Below are 23,678 nucleotides of genomic sequence, written 5' to 3'. Positions count from 1 at the left end.
GACCGCGGGGTGTCTCGAGGATGAACGAGGGGCGTCTGTGGAGTTCCGAAGTTGTCCCACATTCATCCTCGAGTGCTCCTCGAGTTGTTCCACCGAATTCACCCGGTTGTTCACACGTGTGTACCGATGCGTGGACAACTCGAGGAATCCTCGAGGACTCCACATGGACTCCTCGAGGATTCCCCAACCCCGTGACCGACTGCCGTGCTGGTCACTGCCTGTGCGCAAGATCGCCTGGGGAAGCTGGGGATAAGTCCCTGTTAGCGAACGGCCGACGGTCCATCCCCACACCTGTTAGCCAACCGGTGCACAACTAGGAGTTTCCTCGAGGACTCCACAAGGATTCCTCGAGGAATCCACAGGCCACAAAAAAGCACCGCCCCAGGTCAGGGGCGGTGCGGGGGTGTTAGTGAAACTCAGCGCGAGCGTTGCTTGATTCGGGCTGTTAGTTCTTGCACCTGGTCGTAGACGCGGCGCCGCTCGGTCATCTCCTTGCGGATCTTCTTCTCCGCGTACATCACCGTGGTGTGGTCGCGGCCGAACGCCTGGCCGATCTTCGGCAGCGACAGATCGGTCAGCTCCCGGCACAGGTACATGGCGATCTGCCGCGCCTGGGCCAGCGGCCGCGCCTTGCCCGGCCCGGTCAGCTCCTCGAGCGTGGTGTTGAAGTACTCCGCGGTGACGGCCATGATGGTCGCCGCGTTGATCTCCAGCGCCGCGGTGTCCGGCATCAGGTCACGCAGCACCACCTCGGCCAGCGGCAGATCCAGCGGCTGCCCGTTCAGCGACGCGAACGCGGTCACCCGGATCAGCGCGCCCTCCAGCTCGCGGATATTGCGTTCCACCCTGGTGGCGATCAGTTCCATCACGTCGTGCGGCACATCGAGCCGGTCCATCCGCGCCTTCTTGCGCAGGATGGCGATGCGGGTCTCCAGTTCGGGCGGCTGCACATCGGTGATCAGGCCCCACTCGAACCGGGTGCGCAGCCGTTCCTCCAGCGTGGCGAGCTGTTTGGGCGGGCGATCGGAGGAGACGACGATCTGCTTGTTGGCGTTGTGCAGGGTGTTGAAGGTGTGGAAGAACTCCTCCTGGATGCCTTCCTTGCCCTCGATGAACTGGATGTCGTCGACCAGCAGGATGTCGGTCTCCCGGTAGCGGCGCTTGAACGCCACCTTCCGGTCGTCGCGCAGGCTGTTGATGAAGTCGTTGGTGAACTCTTCGGTCGAGACGTACTTCACCCGCATCCCCGGGAACAGCCGCTGGGCGTAGTGGCCGGCCGCGTGTAGTAGGTGCGTCTTGCCCAAACCCGAAGCGCCCCAGACGAATAGGGGGTTGTAGGCGCGGGCCGGCGCCTCCGCGATGGCGACCGCCGCGGCGTGCGCGAAGCGGTTGGACGCGCCGATGACGAACGTCTCGAAGGTGTACTTCGCGTTCAGGCTGGCCGAGGAGCTCGACGGCGCGGAGCTCTCCTGCGACTTGGTGAAGTAGGTCGGCCAGGAATTACGGGCGTTGACCACGGGCTCGTCGTCCCGGTCGGTGCGCGGGCTCTCGGATTCGCGGACCGACTCGTGCGCGGCCGCCATGCCCTGATCGTCGGATTCAGCGGCCTCGCGCACGGGAGCGCGGACCGGGCCGCGCATGGCGGCGGGGCCGGGCTCTGGGGTGAACAAGGACTCCTGGCCGGGCGGGATGGACTCGCGGCGCGGCGGTAAGCCCTGGTCACGGCGCTGCGCGGGCGATTGGTCGTGCCGGGGTGCGGACTGCATCTCGGCCGGGGCCTGGTATTCGCCACGGTCCTGGTAGTCGTCGCGGGCGTAGTCCTGGCGGTCGTACTCGCCGGTGGCGGGGTATTCCGGGGCGTACTCGTTGTCGGAGTAGTCGGATCCGCCGTTGTAGCTGGGGGCCGGGGCGTAGTCGTTGGACTGGGCGTAGCGCGGTTGCTGGTAGTCGTCGCGGCCTTGGTACTCGCCGCCCGGGTAACCGGCCTGGCCGCGGCCGTTGTCTCGAGGGCCGTGGTCGCGGTGACCATTGTCTCCGGGGCCGTCGTCCCGGGGTCCGTTGTCCCGCGGTCCGTTATCTCGAGGTCCATTGTCGCGGGGACCGTTATCTCGAGGTCCGTTGTCCCGCGGGCGCGAGGGCATGCTCGTCATCCGGGCGTGCCTTGGGTTGTTGCTGTTCCGGTCGCCGGCCGGGGCGGTCGGCGCGGCGATGCGCACGCCGAGTCCCTCCACCTGTGGGCCGAGCCGCCGGGCCAGTGACCGCAGGATCGGCTCGCGCAGATCGCGTTCTATGGCTTCCTGAGCCAGCGAGGAGGGCACCGAGAGCAGGGCGAATCCCTGCGCCACCGTCAGCGGCTTGACCAGTTTCAGCCACGCCTGCTGTGCTCGGGTCACCGGCGGAATGGCACCGTCGGTCGAGCCGGTGGTCAGCTCGGCAACTACCTCGGGCCACACCGTGGCCAACACGTTCTGCTCGTCGTCCATGCAGTTTCCTCCCCGGAAGTAGGTCGATAGGAGCAGACGGCCGGGGCACGCGGGGAGGCAGTGGTGCCGACCGTGCTCGGGTCGGTACCGTGATCCTGCGTACGTCCGTAACCGGTTCGAGCGCTGCCCGGATCCCCATTCCGAGCGGCGACGTGGCACCGTCGGCCCTACGAATATGCCACTCCACGGGTCTTTCCACACAATTATCCACAGATGTGGAGAACCCTGGGGAGTTGTGAAATACGGCTTTTCGGCCCGGCGGCAAGGCTCTGACCTGGGGTTCTGTAGCAACCACCTGGCTACGCAGGTTGGCGAGGCGCTCGGGCGTGGCTAGGGGTGTGGACGAACTCACGGTGATACTCACAGGGTCTGACCGTGATATGCACAGCTTTGGGATCGATCGGCCGGGGTTCGCGCTGGTCGGCTGTCCGGGGCCGCTCGGGTGGGGCGAGTTTGACCCGCTCCGAGGCGATCAGTACCCTCGTACAGTCACCCTTTGGTGCGGTGGCGGTCTTGTGCTGACCGCGTGTAGGTCGTGATCGACCGACTGTGCGCCAAGACCGACGCGCCGATGATGACCAGAACCGTGATTCATCGCGAATACCTGTTTCACCGAAATAGCTTCGGGCGCCAACTGGTGCCCACTGACTCGAGGAGTGTTGACCGTGGCCAAGGGCAAGCGGACGTTCCAGCCGAACAACCGTCGTCGGGCTCGCGTCCACGGCTTCCGTCTCCGGATGCGCACCCGTGCGGGTCGCGCCATCGTTTCGGCGCGCCGCCGCAAGGGCCGCGCCGAACTCACTGCCTGATCCTCCGCGGACGCTCGGGTGTTGCCTGAGTCGTATCGGTTGCATCATCGTGCCGACTTCTCCCGGACGGTGCGCCGCGGCCAGCGAGTCGGGAGACGAGATCTGGTCGTACACGTGCTCACGCACGGGTATGACGGAGTCGTGGACGTGAATGGACGACATGGTGATCCAGCCACAGCGCTGGTCCGCGTAGGCGGGCCGCGCTTCGGGCTGATCGTCAGCAAGGCGGTGGGCAACGCGGTGATTCGACACCGTGTGGCCCGCCGCCTGCGTCATATGTGCCTCCAGATAGTTCCGGAGCTGCCTGCCGACGCCGACATCGTGATCCGTGCCCTGCCGGGTGCGGCAGCCGCCTCCTCGGAGGAGCTGCTGCGCCAATTGCGCGGGGCGATACGCAAACTCGGTGCCGGATCGACCGGCGCGGCAGCCGTCGGATCGGCCGGCCCGGCATGAGCCGCACCGCGAAGATCGGCCGGCTACCGGCGAACGCACTGATCTTTCTGATCGAGTTGTATCGGACCTACGTCTCCCCCACCCGCATGCCGGTGTGCCGATTCACCCCGACCTGCAGCGAGTACGCGGTCACCGCATTGCGGACGCGCGGGCTGTTCGTCGGCCTCGGATTGGCAGCCGTGCGACTGGCCAAATGTGCGCCCTGGCACCCTGGTGGGTGGGACCCCGTTCCGGAGCGGAAGCGAAGCACCGTTCGCACCGTGCCCGGGACCGTGGCAGCCACCGATCCGGCGCCGCAGGAAGCCAACCTGCAGGCCGACCCGGTGTCGGAGCCGAACGCTTGGAAAGGATCACCGCGCGCGGTGATCGGCGATACGAACGACGGGAGTGCATAGAGCCGTGCTCGACTTCATTTATTATCCGGTGTCCTGGATCTTGTGGTTCTGGCACCGGGCGTTCTCGTTGGTGCCCGGTCTCGGTAAAGACAGCGGCATCGCCTGGGCACTCGCCGTCGTCTTCCTGGTCTTCACGTTGCGTGTGCTGCTCTACAAGCCGTTCGTGAAGCAGGTGCGCACCACCAAGCAGATGCAGGAACTGCAGCCCCAGATCAAGGAGCTGCAGAAGAAGTACAAGAACGACCGCCAGAAGATGGCGACCGAGATGCAGAAGTTGCAGAAGGATCACGGCTTCAACCCGCTGATGGGCTGCCTGCCGATCCTCGCGCAGGTTCCGGTGTTCCTCGGTCTGTTCCATGTGCTGCGCTCGTTCAACCGGACCGGCCACGGCTTCGGCCAGCTCGGCATGTCCATCGAGCAGAACGCGAACACGCCGAACTACGTGTTCAACGCGGCCGACGTGCAGTCCTTCCTGAGCGCCCGGCTCTTCGGCGCGCCGATCTCGTCCTTCATCACCATCCCCGACACCGAGCTGCGCGCCTTCGCCATCGACGGCCTCGGGCTGCCGAACAAGGTCAGCATCGCCGCCGTCGCGATCCCGTTGATGATCATCGCCGGCCTGGCGACCCACTTCAACGCCCGCGCCTCGGTGGCCAGGCAGACGCCGGAGGCGGCCGCGAACCCGCAGGCCGCGATGATGAACAAGCTCGCGCTGTGGGTCTTCCCGCTCGGCGTGCTCGTCGGTGGTCCGTTCCTGCCGATCGCCATCCTCCTGTACTGGGTCTCCAATAACATCTGGACCTACGGGCAGCAGCATCTCGTCTTCGGTCGTATGGAGCGCGAAGCGGAAGAGAAGAAACAGGCCAAGCTGGAACAGCGCGCGCAGAACGCGCCGAAACCCGGGGCCAAGCCGGTCAATACGCGGAAGAAGTCGCCGGTCGACGCGGTCGAGGACGCCGTCGATGCGGTGGACGCTCCCGCCTCGACCAACGGAACCGCCAAGACCACCACCAAGGCCGCGGGGCAGCAGCGCAGGCCGGGTGGCCAGAAGCGACCGGGCGGCAACCGGGGCCGGGCGAACCAGAAGCGCCGTCGCTGATCGCAATTCGGTGGTCGGCCGGCCACCACGCTGAGCAACCCCTTGATCGCGCACCGTCCGGCGGCGAGCGCACGGCGAGCGCGATGAGCAGATGAAGGAAATCAAATGACAGTTGAGACCGACGGAGGGGACGCCACAGTGGCGACGACGATGGTGAACGCCGGAACGGACGCCGACGATGTCGTGAACGATGCCGAGGAAGCCCTGATCGAAGAGGGCGAAATCGCGGGCGACTACCTGGAGCAGTTGCTCGACGTGCTCGACTTCGACGGTGACATCGATCTCGACGTCGAGGGTGACCGCGCCATCGTCAGCATCGACGGTGGCCGGGATCTGTCAAAGCTGGTGGGCCGCAACGGCGAAACGCTCGACGCGCTACAGGAGCTGACCCGGCTGGCCGTGCAGCAGGCGACCGGCGTGCGCAGCCGGCTGATGCTGGACGTGGCCGGCTGGCGGGCCAAGCGCCGGGAAGACCTGAGCGCGCTCGGCACCGCCGCCGCACAGCGGGTGCTGGAATCCGGTGCGCCGGAGTCGCTGTCCCCCATGACGCCGTTCGAGCGCAAGATCGTGCACGACGCGGTGTCGGTGATCGACGGCGTCGCCAGCGAGAGCGAAGGCGTCGAGCCGAACCGGCATGTTGTGGTTGTTCCGGCCTGAGCGAAAGCGAGACATGTTAGGGCCCGGCGTATTTCGTCACCCTGACGGGTAATGGTTGGATGGGGCCTCTGGTCTTCGGATCGGGGGCCTTGTTCATGTCCGGCACCTGATTGTCCGCGCGTCGCCGGTCCCCTGATCGACTCGAGTTCGGAAGGATGTTTCACGTGGAACGAGATCTCGGTGAAGCCACCGCATTGCCCGCCGAGCTGGAACCCCCAGCCTCGGCTGCGGCGGTGTTCGGCGACCGACTCGATCTCGCCCGGCGGTACTGCGCGGCACTCGCCACCGCCGGCGTCGAGCGCGGGCTGATCGGTCCGCGTGAGGTCCCGCGGCTCTGGGACCGCCACATCCTCAACTGCGCGGTGATCGGCGAACTGATCGCCGAAGGTTGCTCGGTCGTCGACATCGGCAGCGGCGCCGGACTCCCCGGCATCCCGCTCGCCATCGCCCGACCGGACCTGCGCATCACCCTGGTCGAGCCGCTCCTGCGCCGCACTATCTTCCTGAGCGAGTTCATCGAGGCGGCCGGACTCGACGTCACCGTGGTCCGCGGCCGAGCCGAGCAGTCCGGTGTGCTGAAGGAAGCCGGCGGCGCCGACGTCGTCACCTCCCGCGCGGTAGCTCCCCTCGGCAAGCTCGCCCAGTGGTCCCTCCCCCTGCTGCGCGACCACGGCCGGATGCTCGCGCTCAAAGGCGTGAGCGCGGTAGAGGAACTCGCCCGCGACGGCGAGGCGCTCGAACGAGCCGGCGCCGGCAACGCAATGGTCGTCGAATGCGGCGCCGGTCTCGTCTCCACCCCCACCTTGATCATCAGCGCCGAACGCCTCCCCCGCGCCGAGCGTACGCCGAGGCGGCGGAGCGAGAATGCGACTGCGCGTCGGGAAGCGAAGGCGGCGAAGCGGGCTGGAGAGCCCGGGGTTGGCCGGGAGCGGAAGACGAAGTAGCGCACCGATCCGGTGCAGTGTTTCCCGTGAAACCGTCGGTCGAGTTCTCCGGGTTGCTGGGCCGCCCAGGGACACGAGATCCTCCGATCGCTGGGGCGCAGGCAGACATGCTGGCCGAGCCGCGGGATCGCCGAGTCATTGGATCGTCGGGGGCGAGTCGCCAAGTGGCAGGCCGCCGCGAGGACATCAGGCGCCGGGCTATCAGAGCTCACAGGATCGTCGGGCAGCTGGGGCGCGGGCAAGCCGATCCGAGCCGCGGTATTGCCGAGTCGCGGAGATCGCGGGGCCGTCCGGTTCGTAGGTTGCCGAAGCTTCGGGCGGTCCGCTGGATCGGCAAGCACACGGGATCGCGCCGCTGCCGGATCACGAGATCTCCGGTAATCGGACACCGAATCGACGATTCGTTGGGGAGTGTCTGACGGCGGACTAACCGGTCGTCGGGCCGCCCGGGCCACTGGCCGCCCGGGCCACTGGCCGCCCGGACCACTGGCCGTCAGGTCGCGTTGGGCTCTTCGGTCGTTAGGTCACCGAATCGCGGGTCACCAGGTGGCCGAGTCGTCGGGCACCAGCTCGCGGTCGCCCGGTCCCGAGTCACCGGGCACTGGGTCACCCGGGCCGTCGAGTCGTCCTGTTGCTGGGGCGGTTTGAATTGCCGAGACGTCCAGTCCCGGGGCCGCCAAGTCCCAGCCGACGGTCATCCAAGTTGCCGGATCGCCGGGCTGTGAACAACCGGGCAGGCGGAGCGGCGGGATGACCAGACATCGGGGTCCTTCGCTGCGACCCGCCATCACAGATCCCGCGCCGATCAGGACGCAGACACCGACGGCCGCACTCTATTGCTGAGTCGGTTTGTACCGCCGAGTCGAACTGGTCGTCCAATCTCTGCCGCCAAAGTCCCGGTCGGCAAGGTCGCCCAGTCGCCTGCCGTCGGGTCGCCGAGCTCTGAAGGGAGACAGGCGCGGTGCCGTCGGGACGTCTGGACAGCGGGTCGCTGGCCGCGAGCCGCCGCCACTGATCGCGCGTCCGGTCAGGACGCGCGCACCGGCGGGCTCGTCTTAGTGCTGGGTCGGTTTGTATCGCAGAGCCGTCCAGTCCCTGGCTACCGAAGTCCCCGTCGGCGGGTTCGCCATGTCGCCCGTGTCGTCGGATCAACGGGTCGCGGAGTCGGGGGTTGACCGGGGCACATGAGCGCCGAGTCGTAAGGTCGCGAGCCGCGGGTCGCGTGCCGCGGGCGGAGGGCCAAGGGCCAAGGGGCGGCCGGAGCGAGTCGCGGAATCGCGAAGTCGTCCGAGTCGGTGGGCGGTCCGCTGAATCGTCGCGATCGCGGGATCGCGCCGCCTGCTGGGTTCCAGGATCGCCGAGTCTCAAGGGCGTTGAGGCGTTGACGAATGTCTGGCGGCGCAGGACGGAACAGTCAATTAGGCGTTCCGCTGGAGAAGCCAGAAGCTGCGCGGACTCCCGGATTCGATCCCGAGCGATCGGTGACGCGGGTGCCGAAGTTCGGTCGACTGGACGCCGTCTGGCGACTTTGGTGATCTGCCCTCCGACGATCCAGTGATCCCGACGATCCCGCGGGTTGATCTCGCGACCCAGGTTGCCGGGCGATCCGGCCGACTCGACGATAAGACGTTGCGCGATCCCCCCCGCATGCGCCCGGCGACCCGGTGATTCTGTGGCCCGGAGGGCCGCTGGCTCCGCACAGCGGTCAGTCTTGCGTATCCCGACCCGGCGGCCGGACGCGTTCCGTTGCCCGGTACCGATGATCCGGCGATCCCGTGACCGAGGTGGCCCAGCGACTGGATGATAAGGAGGTCGCGCGATCGCGTGTGCCCGGCGGCTCTCCGGCCCGGCCCGGCCCGGCCGGGCTCCATGCCCGACGGGCTGGCGACTTTGGTGGTCCGTCCCCCCCGACGATCCCGCGGGTCGGCGGACTGACGATCCCGTGACCCAGGTTGCCGGGCGACCCGGCTGACTCGACGATGAGGACGTCGCGATCTTGTCCGTCGGCGGCTCGGCCGGCCATTCTCTGGCCGGGCCCCGCAGACTCCGTGCAGCGGCGGCTTGGGCGAATCTCTGACCCGGCGGCCGAACGCGTCTCGCTCTCCCTGCGCCGATGGTCCGGTGATCCTGTGACCCAGGTAGTCCGGCGGCTCGACGATACGGAGGTCGCGCGATCTTATGCGTCGGCGGCTCGGCGGCCCGGCGGCTCTGTGGCTCTGTGGCCCGGGCCCCGCCGACTCTGTGCGTCGGCGGCCTGGCGAACCACTGCGTCGGCGGCCGGATGCTTCCCGCTACCTCGGCGCGCCGATCATCTGGCGATCCCGCGACTCGACGACGGAAGGCAGGGGGCGTCGATCTATCAGGTGCCAGTGCCGAATCGCTTTGCTCCGCTGGCGGATGGAGCTATCCGTTCATTGGCGGATGCGGCCTTGCGCAGTGTCCGTTATTCGTCACTCCGCCAGCTCGCTGCTGCCCACTCAATGCGTCACGTGACTCTTCTGTCGGAGGGTGGTGGGTCGGTCTGCTCAGCGCGCGGAGGTTCGATGTTTCATGTGAAACCGGGTGGGCGACTTCATTCTCTGATCTGACGGAAGTGGTCGGGGCGATGCGCGGTGGTTCGCTGCGCTGGGGGCAGCGGTGCCACGTCGCCTCGTATGGTTCGAGTCGTGCCTGTCGGTCGGTGGGTTGACCGTGCTGGCCCGGCTGTCATAAAGCCGGGCTTTGTGCCGCGTGGTCTACCTGGTCTGTGGGCGTGCTGATTGATCCGTGTCCAACCGGCATCGCCTCCGTCGCCGATGTGGGACGACTTTGGGTACTGCCGCCACGATTCCTCTGGCGCTCGTCCTGCCCCCACCCGGGGTGCATCATTCATGGGAGAACGATCGGGCGATGTTTCACGGGAAACCGTCGCGATGGCGGACCGGTCTCTGCGTCGATTTCGACCAATCGATCCCGTCGCTCGATCCCGGGTCTTCCGACAGGCCGCGGCTCTGGGCGCCGACGCACGTCGCCTCGTCGCCTCTCCGCCTCGTCTCTTCACCCCGCGCCGGCACTCCACGTTGCAGCCTCATTGCGATGCCGCCTGGCCTCTCGCCGTCCGGTCGTCTTAGCAACCGTAACCGCGATCCCGCCACCTCATCGCCCCGCTGCTTGTCACCCCACTTCGCCTCGCCGCCGCGCTGTCGCGCGGTTCCGTCGTCTCGCTGTCCGGCCTATCTCCGCCGTTCCGCCCGTCCCCCGTTATCGCCTCGCTGCCTCGCCCGTTCCGCCGTCCGCCGCTCTCTTCGCCTCGCCATTCCGCCATCTCGTCGTCTCGTCGTCTCGTCGTCTCGTCGTCTCGTCGTCTCGTCGTCTCGTCGTCTCGTCGTCTCGTCGTCTCGTCGTCTCGCTGTCTCGCTGTCTCGCTGTCCGGTCTGTCCCCGCTGTCCGTCGTTCCGCCGTCCCCGTCATCACGTCGCTGCCCCGCCCGTTCTGCCGTCCGTTGCTTCTTTCGCGTCGCCATTCCGCCGTTCCGATACCTCGCCACGTCGTCCGCCTCGCCACTTCGTTTGCCCGTCACTTCGTTCGCTCTGTCACCTCGCGACCCGTGACCCATCACCTCATCGATTCGTCACTCGACCACTCCACGCGCCCGGCCCATTGGCCCTTCGCTTAGTCGGTCTTGTCTATATGGCCCATTGATCTCCTCGTCGGCCGATCGCCCCCGCCGACTCTCAGTCGTCATAGTCGGGTCGCCGTGCCGCGAACGGTTCATCCGTCGGAGGGGCAGGGGGCGCTCATCGATGGTTTAGCGGAGGAGAGGACGGCGGGATGGGTGTGGTGGCCAGGGCGACGGAGTTGGGTGCGGCGGCGAGTTCGTGGGCGAGCTGGGTGGCGATGCGATGTGATGCGGGTGACGGAGCGATGAGGGTGGCGAGGTCGGTGGTTTGGCGAATTTATGGAAACCGGGCGAGCTGGAGGCATAGCTCGAGGAAGGTGCCAGCGTCGGCCGGATGGCGCTCCCCCGTGGTGCTGGTGAATGTGTATGGCGGTCGGCCGGTCGCTTGACGGGAGGGGCTCGTTTGGATGTTTCACGGGAAACGTCTACTCGATCGGATGGCACCAAACGGGCAGACGTGCGACTTCTCTGCACTGGTTGAGCACGACCGGATCGGTCATGCTTCGCGGCTGAAGCGGCGTCGGCACCGGACGCCGCACCTGCGCCGCTCGCCCGGTTTCACATGAAACATCGCGAGTCGAATCGCGACCCGCGCACGCCAACCACCTCGCAACCCCCTTGGCGGACCCCGTGTTTCATGTGAAACATTCGGGATCGATCGCTGAATGCGGACAACTTGGCGTGTCCTCTGCACATTGCCGCGATTCAGCTTTCTTATCGCGCTCGGTGCTGGCAAGCTAGTGAGCGTCGGGCGTGAGCGTAGGTGCCACGGAGGAATTGGTGTCGCGACGAGAGCTCCGCTCGGTCGATCGGGCGCCGCGAACCCGGTTGCGCATCATGTTCGTACCGACACCAGCTGTTTGATGACACGGCGCCGACGCTCGTCGGAAGCACGTGATCTGAAGTTCTCGGGTTAGGAGCTGTCTATGTCGAGCGGTCCGGCGAATGTTTCACGGGAAACTACGTCGCGCGTGCCGGGAATGCTGGACTCCAGCAATTTCGACACGGAGACATTCGGAAGCACACCGTTTGGGAACATCTCCCCCAGCGAGACCCCGATCGCGGCCGAAGCACAACGCGCCAGCCAGATTCTCCATCCAGGAAAGGTGACAGTGCAGAAACCGCACGAGCAACGCATCATCACCATCGCCAATCAGAAGGGCGGCGTCGGGAAGACGACCACCGCGGTCAATCTCGCGGCCGCTTTGGCGCATCAGGGGATGACGGTCCTCGTGATCGATCTGGACCCGCAGGGCAACGCGAGCACCGCCCTCGGGATCGAGCACCACTCGGGCGTTCCGTCCAGCTACGAGCTGCTCATCGGCGAGGTGTCGGTCCGGGACGCGATCCAGGTGAGCCCGCACAACGAGCGTCTGCTGTGCATCCCGGCAACCATCGATCTGGCCGGTGCGGAGATCGAGCTGGTGTCGATGGTGGCGCGGGAGGGCCGGCTCAAGGCGGCCATCCAGGAGGCCAACATCGCGGGCTACGACATCGACTACGTGATGATCGACTGCCCGCCGTCGCTCGGCCTGCTGACCGTCAACGCGATGGTCGCGGCCAAGGAGGTGCTGATCCCGATCCAGTGCGAGTACTACGCGCTGGAGGGTGTCGGGCAGCTGCTCCGCAATATCGGCCTGGTGCAGGCGCACCTGAATCCGGACCTGCACGTGTCGACGGTGATCCTCACGATGTACGACGGCCGGACCAAGCTGGCCGACCAGGTCGCCGAGGAGGTTCGCGGGCACTTCGGCGACGCGGTGCTGCGCTCGGTGATTCCGCGCAGTGTGAAGGTGTCCGAGGCGCCGGGCTACGGGATGACGGTCCTCGATTATGATCCAGGCTCCCGAGGCGCGATGAGCTACCTCGATGCCGGACGTGAAATGGCGGCCAAGGCAACGGCGCTGGCACATGCCGCGGCCGAAGCCGCGGAGTGATCTGGCTGGATGACGACCGGGTCGGCGAGACCCGGTGTGGTGGCGGAACGAGGAAGGGGTCTGTAGACCGATGAGTCAGGCGAAGAAGGGTGGGCTAGGACGCGGTCTCGCCGCGTTGATCCCGACGGGACCGGCGACCGCGCCGGGGCTCAGCAGTCAAGCGGCCAGCGTCATCGGTCTGGATCCGATCGGGCCGCAGCCCGCTTCGGCCTATCTGCATCGGGTCCCGGACCCGGCCGAGGACGACCTCTCCGCCACCGGCGGCGCGGTCTACCGCGAGATCCCGCCGGAGCAGATCGAGCCGAACCCGAAGCAGCCGCGTCAGGTGTTCGAGGCCGAGGCGCTCGACGAGCTGGTGCACTCGATCAAGGAATTCGGTCTGATGCAGCCGATCGTGGTGCGTCGGGTCGAGCCGGGAGTGGACAAGTTTCAGCTCGTCATGGGCGAACGCCGGTGGCGCGCTTCGCAGGTCGCCGGTCTCGCTGCGATCCCCGCGATCGTCCGGGAGACCGCCGACGAGTCGATGCTGCGCGACGCGCTGCTGGAAAACATCCACCGGGTGCAACTCAACCCGTTGGAAGAGGCGGCGGCGTATCAGCAGCTGCTCGAAGAGTTCGGCGTCACCCACGAGGTGCTCGCCGATCGCATCGGCCGGTCCCGCTCCGCCGTGACCAATATGATCCGGCTGCTGAAGCTGCCGATCTCGGTGCAGCGCCGGGTGGCGGCGGGCGTGCTGTCGGCCGGCCACGCGCGGGCACTGCTCGGATTGACCGCCGGCGCGGACGCGCAGGAGGAACTAGCCAAGCGCGTTGTCGCCGAGGGCCTATCCGTGCGCAGCACCGAGGAGGCGGTGATCCTGGCTAACCAGGAGACCGCTCCGGCTCCGGACCCGGCGGCCCCGCCTACCCCGCAGCGTAAGCCGATTCACATGCCGGGTTTGCAGGATGTGGCCGATCGGTTGTCCGGGTCGTTCGACACCCGGGTGATCGTCAGCATGGGCAAGCGAAAAGGTCGGATCGTCGTCGAGTTCGGCTCGGTCGACGACCTCGAGCGGATCGTCGGCCTGATGGAACAGGCCAAGCACGATTTGTGACAGAAGTGACAGAAATAGACTTGTGCATGCGATAGGTAAGTCCTCGGAGCCGAAACGTCACTGTGACGGACACGCGAATTCCGCTAATTAGCGGAGCGCATCATCTCCCCGGACGAACCAACACAAGTTCTTAACCAACAGCACAGCGACGTGGAATGAGGCGGGTTCTGTTGATCGCTTATTCTTGCTGGCAAGAACATAGTGATGCGGTGTGACTAAAACGCGAACCATGGGCCAGGGTGCCGCACGCGGGCCGGCGTCGAGCACAGGCGAGGCGCGGACATGAGTGTGGACGAATCGGACAGCTGGAGGCTGAGCAGAGCAGTGCAGACCAGCGTCACAGCACTTACCCTCGGCGGGCTCGACAAGCTCCCCGCGCACTCCCGGCGCTGCGTGTTCTGGGAGATGGATCCGGCCGTCGCGGAGGACTCGCGCGGCTTCAGCGATCCGGTCTTCGAGAAGGAGGCCTGGCTGTCCACCGTGCTGCTCGAATGGGGTTCCTGCGGGCAGGTGGCGAACGTCGACGGCAATGTCGCGGGCTGCGCCCTGTATTCGCCGCCGAGCGCGGTGCCGCGGGCGTCGCTGTTCCCCACCTCACCGGTGAGCCCGGACGCGGTCCTGCTGACCACGCTGCAGGCCGAATTCCCGTACCAGGACAACGAGGTTGCCCACCAGCTCATGCAGGCCGTGGTGGCCGATCTGGTGCGTCGCGGCGTGCGTGCGCTGGAGTCGTTCGGCATCCGGTCCGATCCGCCGTCGCAGGCGCTCTCCGAGCGGTTCGGCTCGATGACGCTGATGGAACGGATCGTCTCGCCGATCAAGAGTTCCGGCTCGAGCTCCCCCGGTTCGATGGCCGAGTGTTCGCCGGAGACCTGCATGATCGAGGCCGACTTCCTGGAGGAGGTCGGGTTCAAGGTGATCGCGCCGCATCACCGATTCCCGCGGCTGCGCCTGGAGCTCGATTCCGATCACGGGTGGAAGGAAGACGTGGAGCGCGCGCTCGATCAGCTGCTCGCCGCCGCGGCGATGACTCCCCCGGCACGAGTCGGAGTTCGCTGAAACACTCGGACATAGAGAACGCCCCTGCCGACGGGATCGGCAGGGGCGTTGTGACTACATGCGATCGGCGGCGGCCAGTTCCTCGGCCAGCAGTTCCGCGAAAGTGTAAGTGCCCGTTGGCTGATCATCCTGACCGAGCAGGTACAGCCGCTTCACCGAGATCAGGATCGCCTCGGCGATCACGTCCCGCATGCGCGGATTGGTGAGCACGGTGGCGTCGTAATCGTTTGTCAGATAACCGATATCGATCTGCACCGTCGGCATCTTGGTGAGCCGCAACAGATCCCAGGTCCTGGCGTGCGTGCGGCAGTCCTGCAGTGAGGTACGCGCGACGACCTCACGCTGGATGAACCCGGCCAGCACCTGGCCGATCATCGACGCGGAGCCGTGCGAGTTGCCGAAGTAGAAGCCGGCGACACCGTTGGCCAGCGGGCTCGGGTTGGTCGCGCAGCGCAGCGAGATCATCAGGTCGGCGTCGAAGGCGTTCGAGGTGTCGGCGCGTTCGGCATCGGTCGGGTTGGCGCCCCACGGCCGGGACAGGAAGGTCTCCATGCCGGTGGCGGCCATCCGGCCTTCGAGCCGACTTGCCAAGTCCCACAGGATTTCCGACTCGTACACGTCGCCGTATTCGGTCGGTACCGGGTGGCCCTTGTCGGGTCCGCCGAGACCGGGATCGATGACGATGCGCTTGCCGGTCAGCTGCGGTCCGGCCCGGTGCACCACCTCTTCCTCGGCGATCCGGTGCGGATTGCCGCCGGTGACGCGGGCGCCGAGCAGGTCGAGCGAGCGCAGGGTGTCCGGCCCGCAGATGCCGTCGGCGGCCAGGCCGATCTCGCGCTGGAACGAGGTGAGTCCCTCGTGCGTGTGCGGGCCGAAGTAGCCGTCCACCCGGTGCACGTAGAAGCCGAGGTCCTGCAGCTTGCGCTGCAGGGTCGCGACGTCGTCGCCGTACAGCGGTGCGGAGAGCTGATAGATCAGCGTGCGGGCGCCGAGGCGGTAGGACGCCTCTTTCAGCGCCCGGTAGGTGGCCGGGCCGACCACGCCGTCGACGAGCAGTCCGCGATGCTGCTGGAAGGCGCGGACTGCGGAATCGAGGCGGTGGTCGAAGGAGGCCTCGGTGTCTTTCCAGTACTCGCGGGAGTCGGCGTGATCGGTGTCGACGTGTGCGTGTAAGAACCCGAGACTTGCCAGGGTGCTCCGAACCTCTGCTACGGCTGGACCGCTATCGCCGTGACGAAGTCGGTGCATGCGTGAGAGCCCTTTCCTTCCGTCAATCCGGGTACCCACTCATGCGATGGGATACACCCTGCGCACGACCGGCGTCGGTCGATTGTCTCAGACCCGGACGGGAATTCGGCATTCCCGGGTCCAGGCATCCTACGGCGCGTCGATGGATCTCGACGGCCTTTGGCGCCTATGGCATTTGCGCGACGGGTGTCAGATCTCGCCGTCGAGTTCGCGCAACAGGGCGGCTTTGCCCTTCGCACCGACGATCTGCTTCACCGGCTTACCGCCGCGGAACAGCATCATAGTGGGCAGCGAGAGGATCTTGTAATCGCGGGCGGTGCCGGGATTCGCGTCGACGTCCACTTTCGCGACGGTCAGCTTGTCCGCGTGGGTGCCGGCGATCTCCTCCAGCACCGGGGCGACCATCTTGCACGGGCCGCACCAGGTGGCCCAGAAGTCGACCAGCACGGGCTTCTCGCTGAGCAGCACGGCGTCGGCGAAAGTCGCGTCGGTGACGGTGATCGTGTTCTTGGTGGCACTGTCGGACATGGGTTCTCCTTGCTGAATTACCGACCGCCCCGGCCCCGCCGCCCGGGATGCGGGCGACGGGATCGGAGACGATGTCAGTTGGCGGGTACGGCGACCGTGTGGCCCGCGTGGTCCAGGGTGTTCGAGCTGATATCGCCCTGCTCGGAAAGCCAGCGCTCGGCGTCGATGGCCGCGCGGCAGCCGGTGCCCGCGGCGGTGATCGCCTGCCGGTAGGTGTGGTCGACCAGGTCGCCCGCGGCGAACACGCCGGCCACCTCGGTGGCGGTCGACGGGTGCACCACCTGCACGTAGCCCTCGTCGTCCAGCTCGACCTGATCGCGGACCAGCTCGCTGCGCGGGTCGTGGCCGATCGCGACGAACAGGCCGGTCGCGGCCAGCTCCGAGGTCTCCCCGGTGCGGGTGTCGCGCAGCACCAGGCTGGTCACGCTGCCGTCGCCCTTGACCTCGGCGACCTCGGCGTTGAGCCGGAACTTGATCTTCTCGTTGGCCTTGGCCCGCTCCAGCATGATGCGCGAGGCACGGAACTCCTCGCGGCGGTGCACGATGGTGACGCTGGCCGCGAACTTGGTCAGGAAGGTGGCCTCCTCCATCGCGGAGTCGCCGCCGCCGACCACGACGATGTCCTGGTTCTTGAAGAAGAAGCCGTCGCAGGTGGCACAGGCGCTCACGCCGCGCCCGAGCAGCTCCTGCTCACCGGGCACGTTGAGGTAGCGGGCGGCCGAACCCATGGCCAGGATCACCGCGTAGGCCTGGTAGGTCTCGTCGCCGACGGTGACGGTCTTGATCGGCCCGCTGAGGTCGAGGGCGTCCACGTCTTCGGTGCGGATATCGGCGCCGAACCGCTTGGCCTGCTCGCGCATCTCTTCCATCAGGTCCGGGCCCATGATGCCGTCACGGAAGCCGGGGAAGTTCTCCACCTCGGTGGTGGTCATCAGGGCGCCGCCGAACTGGGTGCCTTCGAACACCAGCGGCTGGAGCTCGGCCCTGGCCGCGTACACGGCGGCCGTGTAGCCGGCAGGTCCGGAGCCGACGATGATCAGGTCGCGAACTGGCGCACTCATGAGGCCCTTCCGGGGAGAAAACGATTGGACGTCTCGGTCAACAACAGGGTAATGGCTATTGTTCCTGGGCAGGTCGGGTCCCACGTGAGGTTCGGCTCAGTGCTGCGACGGTGGCGTTCAGGTATCCGCGCGGGCGATTGTCGGGTGCGTCACTCAACCGATGTCCTGCACCGTGAGGTGCTGCGGATCGTCTGTGGTGCAACCGGTTCCGACGACCAGCGCGGTGATCTTCGGCGTGCGCGGGCCGGTGAGCAGGATCAGCACCGCGTCCTTGCCCTGGTAGCGGATGTTGTTGGAGCCGAGGACGGTGCGTTCGAGTCCGTTGGCGCGCATGCAGCGTTCCCGGGCGGCCGGGTTGCCGAGCAGGCCGGTGGCATCGTTGCGGCCGAGCGCGCTGAGCATCGCGGGTGCGCTGAGATCCGCGCCGAGCTGGGTGCCGTCGGAGGTCGGCTGGGCCGTCGGGGTGGTGTCGTTGCCGCGCACCACGGTCAGCGCGATGGAGGCGCAGGCGACGACCGCCACCGCGGCGGCTGCGGCGGTGAACCAGCGCAGGCGGCTGCGCCGGTGGTCGTCGAGTGAGATCGGTGCGGCGGGCCGGGTGCCACGCACGGTGTCCACGTCGGCTTCCGGGTCTGGCGTGACCGGAGTCCGGAGGATACGCACGGTCTCGTCGTCGGGTTCGGATGCGATCGGACTGCGGACGACACGGACGGTTTCATCGTCGGTATCGGGTGCGGCGACGGGAGTCCCGGTGACCCGGACCGTCTCGTCGTCGGGAGCGGGCTTTGCCGGGACCGCAGTCCCGATGACGCGCACGGTCTCGTCTTCGGCAGCGGGCGCCGGTGTGACGGAAGCACGGACCGCGCGCACGGTCTCATCATCGGTAACCGACTGTCCGGCAACCGGAGTCCGCACGACGCGCGTTGTTTCGTCGTCGGTATCGGGCGTAGCCGCAACGGGTAACCGATAAATGGTCGCGCCCGTCTCGGTGGGCTCCTCGTCCAGGTCGAATCCGTCGACGAACTCGGCCAGCCGGGCGGCGATGTCGTCGGGCATCGGATGGATGATCTGGTCGCTGCGGCCCAGCGCGCGTAATTCGGCGCTGACGTCGTCCAGCGCGTGCACGAAACGCAGTGCGTCGCCGTCTTGCCGGACCACGGGCCACAGGTGCTCGCGCAGTTCGGGCGTCACATTGTCGGCGTGCAGGTCGGCGAGCAGTTCCGTCGAGAACGGAGGCTGCGGCATGGATCTGGTTGCCATGGCACCTCCTGTGTTCTCGTCTGACATCGCGGGGATCCCCTCGGGCCGGGGAACTATATGGACATCGTCTACGGGTTCGTCACTATTAATGACGCATCTCAACTACCTCCGGTTCCCCGGATCGCGCAGAAATTCCAATCGTTCTTGGAGACGCTGCCTCCCGCGGGCGCAGCGGCTCTTGATCGTCCCCTCCGGAACACCGAGCATAGCGGCGGCTTCGGCCACGCTGTACCCCTCGAGATCGATGGCAACGAGGGCGGTGCGCTGATCCGGCGGCAGCGCGAACAGCGCCTGATCCACCACCAGCGACATCTCGAATTCGGCGACCTTGTCCCGGTCGTCGTGGGGTTCCGGCATGTTCTCCGGCGTGAGTGAGACAGCCTTGCGGATCTTGTTGCGCCGGATCCGGTCCAGGCAGGCGTTCACCACGATCGCGTGCAGCCAGCTGCGCACCTCGGCCTCGGCCCGGAACGAGTGGGCCGTGCGGTGCGCGGACAGCAGCGCGTCCTGGAGGGAGTCCGCGGCGTCCTCGCGGGTGTAGGAGGTGCGCAGCGCGGTCTGCCACAGATGATCGTTGTGCCGGCGCAGCAACTCGGCGAAGGCGTGCCGCTGGCCGGCCACGTGCGCCTGGAGTAGCTCGACATCGGTGTAGTCAGCGCCCACGAACGAGCGTTCGCGGTACGCGGCAGCAGGCCGCGATGTCCCCCCGCGGAAATTCTCGTTCAGTTCCGACGACAATGCCAACCCCTTGGACAGCGCTCACGGTGGTGACGGACAAGGTCGACCATCACCGAAATTTCGCAGCATCCAGGATCGAAAAAACCAGAACCCGGGAAGCTCCCCTGTGCTGAGAGCGCGAGGAGATCATATCGTTACTCGCGATTGCACAGCAACCAAACCGGGGCGATCGTGATTCACGGGGTGACGCGACAGAAGGGCGTCGAAGAATGGCCTGCACGGTTCACTTCACGTGCGGCGAGCAGTCGAGCGGCGGTGCTAGGGAGCGGCGTCGAAGCGGATATCTGCGATCGAAGTCTGGAACTGACCACCCGAGTTGCCCAGTCCGGTGATCCAGACGAGCACGTAGCGGGCGGCTTGATCGGTGCGGACCTGGATGTCGGTGACCCCGTCGTTGAGCTTTGCCGAGCCGATCAGCTGCGTCTGATCCAGGGTCGGTGACGTGGTCGGCGAGGTGCGGATCTCCACCGCGGTGCCCGGGCTCGGCGAGTTGATCGAGATGTTCGTCAGCTTGGCCGGGCTGGGTAGCGTCGCCAGCAGCCCGACGCCCTTCTTGAGCGCGGGGAACTGCTGGTAGTACTGATCCGTCCGCCACACCGTGCCCGGATTCTGATCGAGCACGGCGTTGACGTTGCCGACCCCGTCCGGGGTGCCCTCCGGGGAGAACACCGTCACGCTGGCCACCGGGACCGGCACGCCGCCGGACGGGGCGACCGGCCCCGCGGCGGCCGGGGTGGCCGGCGCGCTGTTGTTCGTGGTGAGGCCGATATTGCGCTGTTCGTTGAGCGGCGCGTCCGAGGCGCCGGGCGCGAACACGCTGACCATCCACCAGATCACGATGCCGACCACCAGCGCGGCCAGGATGCCGAGGCCGACCATGATCCACATCATCCGCTGGGATCTCTCCCGTTCCGCGGCAAGCAGTTCCGGGTCGGCGAGCGACTCGTCGGGAGCCGACGGCGGACGTTGGCCGAGCCGCAGCACCGGGATGAAATCGGTCTTCTGATCCACCACCGACGCCTGCTCGAGCACGTGCTGCACGGTCGCGGCGGTACGCACGCCCTTGTTCGACTCGAGCGAGCGCACCGCGACCGCCGAGATCTCGAAGGGCACCTCGGGTCTTATGGTGCGCGGTTCCACCGGGGTGCCGTCCGGGCCGAAATCGGCGAGCCGCAACCCTCCGACGGTCGCGGCGGTGCCGGTGACGCCGCCGGAGCGGATCGGCCAGCGGGCGGTGATCAACGCGTAGAGCATGGCGCCGAGGCCGCGGACGTCGGACTGCGCGTCCGAATCGCCCAGGGTTCCGGGGAAGGCCAGCACGGCGTCGCCGGTGGCGCTGATCCGCACCCGGTCCGGGTGATCGATGGACAGCGAGCCGCCGCCGCGATGGGCCAGCTCGGCGGCCGAGGCCAAGGCCCGGATGGCCCGCGCGGCGCCGATCGGTGAGGGCACGGTCTCGGCCATCTCGCGCAGCGAGCGACCGGGGGTCCACTCGGCCACCACGATGCCGCCGGAGCTGCCGCGGACCACGTCGAGCACCCGGGCCAGGCCGGGTGAGTTGATCCGGCCGAGGCGCAGCGTGCGGGACAGAATGGCCTGCGGACCGTCGTGCCCGGAGTTCTCGCCGGCCGTCTGATCGGCGTCGACGAAGGTCAGCGCGACCTCGCGGTCGAGCTTGATGTCGAGCGCCTGCCAGAACTTCAGGCCGCGCGCACCGCCGTGCCCGGCGAGCAGCCGGTACCGGCCACCGGCCACCGACGCGCCGGGAATCAGCTTCGGGCCGCGCGGCGTGCGCCGCGAACCCAGGTTCTCGCCGCCGAGCGGCGGCATCTCCGGTGATCCGATCGGGATCATCCCGGTGTCGTACATCGGATCGCGTGCCGGTACCGGACTCTGGCGCTCGTGCGGACCCTGCGGGGCCTGCTCGTGATCCGGCGCATCCGCGTCGTGATCCGGCGGACCGGTGCCGGTCTCGCGGTTCGCGTACGCGGGATCCGACGGCTCTCCCCCGGGAGGCGGAGCGTCCGTAGACAACCCGCCTGCCGCGGTCGCAGAAGAATCAGCGGCTGGGACGCCGCCCACCGCGTCGTCGCTCACCCTCGGTCCTCCTTCGCCCTGGTAATTCGAGGTTCCGGCGATTTCGCCACTTGTGCTTCTCTGCCGAACAGGGTACGGGAACTCGCCCATGCCGGTGATGTCAACGGCATCGGCTCGGATCACGGGCAAAACCATGGTCTGAGCATCCATGTGCGGGTCGTACCCAGCGTATGCCAGATACGGATCCGGCCTGCGCAGTACTTGGGTCGCGTACTGATCGTCGACCGGACCGTCGAGATCGAGATCGGGCGCCGGCGGCGTCCAGCCGAGCCGGCGGGAGATGGCCACGGTGATCGCGACGACCTCCGGGACCCCGGCCAGGCGCATCAGGCCGAAGGCGACCGAGAACATGACGATCGCCGTGATCGCCACCCGGATGAGCGAGCCGGGACCGCCGAACGACGCGGTCAGGCGCTCGAGTCCGAGCACGCGGTCCACGATCCACATGACCGCGCCGCCGGCCACCGACGCGAACAGCACCCGGGTGATGGTCCGGCTGACGTTCGACATGCGCAGATCGCCGAGACTGCGGTGCAGCAGGAACCCGCCGACCACCGCGCCGACCGCGAAGCCGAGACCGTTGGCGACGCCCAGCGCGATCACCACGTGCTCGGCGTCGGTGACCATCGGCGCGATGGCCGAGAAGGTGATCTTGGCGGCGGTGATGCCGAGGATGATCCAGGTCGGGATCCACGCCTGTTCCCTGGCGTAGAACACGCGCAGGTGAATCAGCACCAGCGCGTAGGGAATCAGCGAGAACGCCGACCAGCTGACCGCGAGGCCGAGGCGCGCGGCGTCGCCGCTGCCGAAGTTGCCGTATCCGTACAGCGCCTGCCCGACTTGCGGGCCTGCCAGGGTCAGGAAGGTGACCACGGGCAGCAGCGCGATCATGGTCAGCCGGGTGGCGGCGGACAGGTCGTCGACCACCGCGGGGGTGTCATCGGCGGCGGCGTTGCGGCTGAGCCGCGGCATGATCGCGGTCAGCACCGTGACGCCAAGGACGCCGTACGGCAACTGCAACAGCAGCCACGCGTTGTTGTAGATCGCCGGACCAGCGGCGTCGGCATGCGAGGAGATACGGGTCGCGAAGACGAACCCGGCCTGACTGATCAGGACGTACAGGATGATGGCCGCGCCCATCCCGCCGAACTGCTTGAGCCGCGCGTCGACCCCCCACAGCGGCCGCAGATCGATGTGCTCGCGCCGGATCGCGGGCACCAGGCTCACCGCCTGCACCACCACGCCGAGCGTCACGCCGACGCCGAGCACCAGCAGTTTCGGCTCGCCCATCCGCACCGGATTCAGGCTGATCTCGCCCGGCATCAGCACATAGAGGCCGAGCACGGACAGCACGACGAGGTTGTTCAGCACCGGCGCCCAGACACCGGGCTTGAACTGCTGCCGGGTATTGAGGATGGCGGTCAGCAGGGCGGACATGCCGTAGAAGAGGATCGCGGGCAACAGCAGGAAGGCCAGGGCCGTGGTCAGCCCGGTATTGACCTTGCCGTCGTCGGACAGGAACACGTAGGTGGTCAGCAGCGGCGCGGCGGCCGTGGCCAGCAGAGCGGCGGTGGCCAGCACGACGAACGCCGCCGTGACGAGTCGCCGGACGAAGGCGACCCCGTGGTCGGGGTCCTCCTGTTCGGCACGCACCAGGGTCGGCACCACGATCGCGGTGAGCACCGCGCCGAGCACCAGTTCGGCGATCATGTTCGGGATCTGGCTGGCCACGGTGAACGCGGAGGCGATCGCCGGGCCGAGCACGGTCAGCAGCAGCAGCTGTTTACCGAAGCCGGTGATCCGGCTGATCAGGGTGACGAACGCCATCGAGCCGGAGTCGCTCAGCAGCCTGGAGCTCGAATTCGGCTTCTGCTCGGCCGGTTTCGCGGCGGCGGGCCACTCCTGGGTGCGCGGCCGGTTGCCCGCCTCGGCGACCGCGGCGGGTGCGCGGCGGTGCGGCGGCGGCGCGGGCTCCGGGCGAGCCTGTGGCGGGGCGTAGCGCGGCGGCGGCATCCGGTTGGACGGCGGCGTCGCGGGGATCGGGCCGGATTGGCCGGGTCCGGGCCGGGGTGCGCCGGGCGGGACCGGCGCGGGTCGCGCGGGTGCCGGACGCGCGGCACCGGGCGGCGTCTGGCCGGGTTGACCGGGCGCGGGCCGCG

General features: G+C 67.6%; 16 protein-coding genes. 9 read left to right on the top strand and 7 right to left on the bottom strand.

All coding sequences use genetic code 11. The features are described from left to right. Positions 1 to 416: 416 nt before the first annotated feature. Positions 417 to 2,483 carry a chromosomal replication initiator protein DnaA gene (gene dnaA / locus F3087_RS04605; RefSeq protein WP_150400464.1) on the bottom strand — a complete coding sequence of 689 codons (2,067 nt, stop codon included), beginning with the start codon at positions 2,481 to 2,483 and terminating at the stop codon, positions 417 to 419. Between the two features lie 665 nt (positions 2,484 to 3,148). Here dnaA and rpmH point away from each other — a divergent pair. The 9 genes from rpmH (at position 3,149) to F3087_RS04560 (ending at position 14,587) form a co-directional block, all read left to right on the top strand. Then, positions 3,149 to 3,292, top strand: coding sequence for a 50S ribosomal protein L34 (rpmH, locus tag F3087_RS04600; protein WP_005516618.1), 144 nt, complete (start codon positions 3,149 to 3,151; stop codon positions 3,290 to 3,292). Positions 3,293 to 3,310: 18 nt separating this feature from the next. Continuing rightward, positions 3,311 to 3,745: a ribonuclease P protein component gene (gene rnpA / locus F3087_RS04595; RefSeq protein ID WP_150400463.1), complete on the top strand. Its 435-nt coding sequence runs from the start codon at positions 3,311 to 3,313 to the stop codon at positions 3,743 to 3,745. Then, on the top strand, positions 3,742 to 4,140 hold the full coding sequence (gene yidD / locus F3087_RS04590) for a membrane protein insertion efficiency factor YidD (RefSeq protein WP_150400462.1): 399 nt from the start codon (positions 3,742 to 3,744) through the stop codon (positions 4,138 to 4,140). The genes rnpA and yidD overlap by 4 nt, the downstream gene beginning before the upstream one ends. Positions 4,141 to 4,144: 4 nt before the next feature. Continuing rightward, positions 4,145 to 5,239 carry a membrane protein insertase YidC gene (yidC, locus tag F3087_RS04585; protein WP_150400461.1) on the top strand — a complete coding sequence of 365 codons (1,095 nt, stop codon included), beginning with the start codon at positions 4,145 to 4,147 and terminating at the stop codon, positions 5,237 to 5,239. Between the two features lie 105 nt (positions 5,240 to 5,344). Continuing rightward, positions 5,345 to 5,896 (top strand): Jag family protein, encoded by a 552-nt coding sequence (locus tag F3087_RS04580; protein ID WP_150400460.1) that lies wholly within the window; start codon positions 5,345 to 5,347, stop codon positions 5,894 to 5,896. A 155-nt stretch (positions 5,897 to 6,051) separates the two neighbouring features. Next, positions 6,052 to 6,840: a 16S rRNA (guanine(527)-N(7))-methyltransferase RsmG gene (gene rsmG / locus F3087_RS04575; RefSeq protein ID WP_150400459.1), complete on the top strand. Its 789-nt coding sequence runs from the start codon at positions 6,052 to 6,054 to the stop codon at positions 6,838 to 6,840. A 4,638-nt stretch (positions 6,841 to 11,478) separates the two neighbouring features. Further along, complete coding sequence (locus F3087_RS04570) at positions 11,479 to 12,435, top strand: ParA family protein (RefSeq protein ID WP_223884870.1); 957 nt, start codon at positions 11,479 to 11,481, stop codon at positions 12,433 to 12,435. A 70-nt stretch (positions 12,436 to 12,505) separates the two neighbouring features. Beyond that, a complete protein-coding gene (locus F3087_RS04565) occupies positions 12,506 to 13,528 on the top strand; it encodes a ParB/RepB/Spo0J family partition protein (RefSeq protein ID WP_150400457.1) in 1,023 nt (340 codons plus the stop codon). Between the two features lie 324 nt (positions 13,529 to 13,852). Further along, positions 13,853 to 14,587, top strand: coding sequence for a GNAT family N-acetyltransferase (locus F3087_RS04560; protein WP_150400915.1), 735 nt, complete (start codon positions 13,853 to 13,855; stop codon positions 14,585 to 14,587). Positions 14,588 to 14,641: 54 nt separating this feature from the next. Here F3087_RS04560 and F3087_RS04555 read toward each other — a convergent pair whose 3' ends face one another. The 6 genes from F3087_RS04555 to F3087_RS04530 all read right to left on the bottom strand — a co-directional run bounded on the left by F3087_RS04555 (position 14,642) and on the right by F3087_RS04530 (position 23,532). Further along, positions 14,642 to 15,835 (bottom strand): N-acetylmuramoyl-L-alanine amidase, encoded by a 1,194-nt coding sequence (locus tag F3087_RS04555; protein ID WP_150400456.1) that lies wholly within the window; start codon positions 15,833 to 15,835, stop codon positions 14,642 to 14,644. Between the two features lie 189 nt (positions 15,836 to 16,024). Next, complete coding sequence (gene trxA / locus F3087_RS04550; protein ID WP_150400455.1) at positions 16,025 to 16,363, bottom strand: thioredoxin; 339 nt, start codon at positions 16,361 to 16,363, stop codon at positions 16,025 to 16,027. Positions 16,364 to 16,437: 74 nt separating this feature from the next. Further along, a complete protein-coding gene (gene trxB / locus F3087_RS04545) occupies positions 16,438 to 17,424 on the bottom strand; it encodes a thioredoxin-disulfide reductase (RefSeq protein WP_150400454.1) in 987 nt (328 codons plus the stop codon). 153 nt (positions 17,425 to 17,577) lie between these two features. Further along, positions 17,578 to 18,684 carry a hypothetical protein gene (locus F3087_RS04540; protein WP_150400453.1) on the bottom strand — a complete coding sequence of 369 codons (1,107 nt, stop codon included), beginning with the start codon at positions 18,682 to 18,684 and terminating at the stop codon, positions 17,578 to 17,580. Between the two features lie 102 nt (positions 18,685 to 18,786). Next, positions 18,787 to 19,347, bottom strand: coding sequence for an RNA polymerase sigma factor SigM (gene sigM / locus F3087_RS04535; RefSeq protein ID WP_223884813.1), 561 nt, complete (start codon positions 19,345 to 19,347; stop codon positions 18,787 to 18,789). Positions 19,348 to 19,680: 333 nt separating this feature from the next. After that, positions 19,681 to 23,532, bottom strand: a complete 3,852-nt coding sequence (locus F3087_RS04530; protein WP_150400913.1) for a lipid II flippase MurJ — start codon at positions 23,530 to 23,532, stop codon at positions 19,681 to 19,683. Positions 23,533 to 23,678: the final 146 nt, after the last annotated feature.

This window comes from Nocardia colli (genome assembly GCF_008704205.1).
GTDB classification, from domain to species: Bacteria; Actinomycetota; Actinomycetes; order Mycobacteriales; family Mycobacteriaceae; genus Nocardia; species Nocardia colli.
This window is presented reverse-complemented; position numbering and strand designations above follow the sequence as displayed.

Bases quoted from the DNA above. Each gene is read 5' to 3' on its own strand.
- F3087_RS04530 (WP_150400913.1), bottom strand. From the start codon at position 23,532: ATGCCGCCGCCGCGCTACGCCCCGCCACAGGCTCGCCCGGAGCCCGCG.
- trxB (WP_150400454.1), bottom strand. From the start codon at position 17,424: ATGAGTGCGCCAGTTCGCGACCTGATCATCGTCGGCTCCGGACCTGCC.
- F3087_RS04555 (WP_150400456.1), bottom strand. From the start codon at position 15,835: ATGCACCGACTTCGTCACGGCGATAGCGGTCCAGCCGTAGCAGAGGTT.
- trxA (WP_150400455.1), bottom strand. From the start codon at position 16,363: ATGTCCGACAGTGCCACCAAGAACACGATCACCGTCACCGACGCGACT.
- F3087_RS04570 (WP_223884870.1), top strand. From the start codon at position 11,479: ATGCTGGACTCCAGCAATTTCGACACGGAGACATTCGGAAGCACACCG.
- F3087_RS04540 (WP_150400453.1), bottom strand. From the start codon at position 18,684: ATGGCAACCAGATCCATGCCGCAGCCTCCGTTCTCGACGGAACTGCTC.
- yidD (WP_150400462.1), top strand. From the start codon at position 3,742: ATGAGCCGCACCGCGAAGATCGGCCGGCTACCGGCGAACGCACTGATC.
- rsmG (WP_150400459.1), top strand. From the start codon at position 6,052: ATGTTTCACGTGGAACGAGATCTCGGTGAAGCCACCGCATTGCCCGCC.
- F3087_RS04580 (WP_150400460.1), top strand. From the start codon at position 5,345: ATGACAGTTGAGACCGACGGAGGGGACGCCACAGTGGCGACGACGATG.
- dnaA (WP_150400464.1), bottom strand. From the start codon at position 2,483: ATGGACGACGAGCAGAACGTGTTGGCCACGGTGTGGCCCGAGGTAGTT.
- F3087_RS04565 (WP_150400457.1), top strand. From the start codon at position 12,506: ATGAGTCAGGCGAAGAAGGGTGGGCTAGGACGCGGTCTCGCCGCGTTG.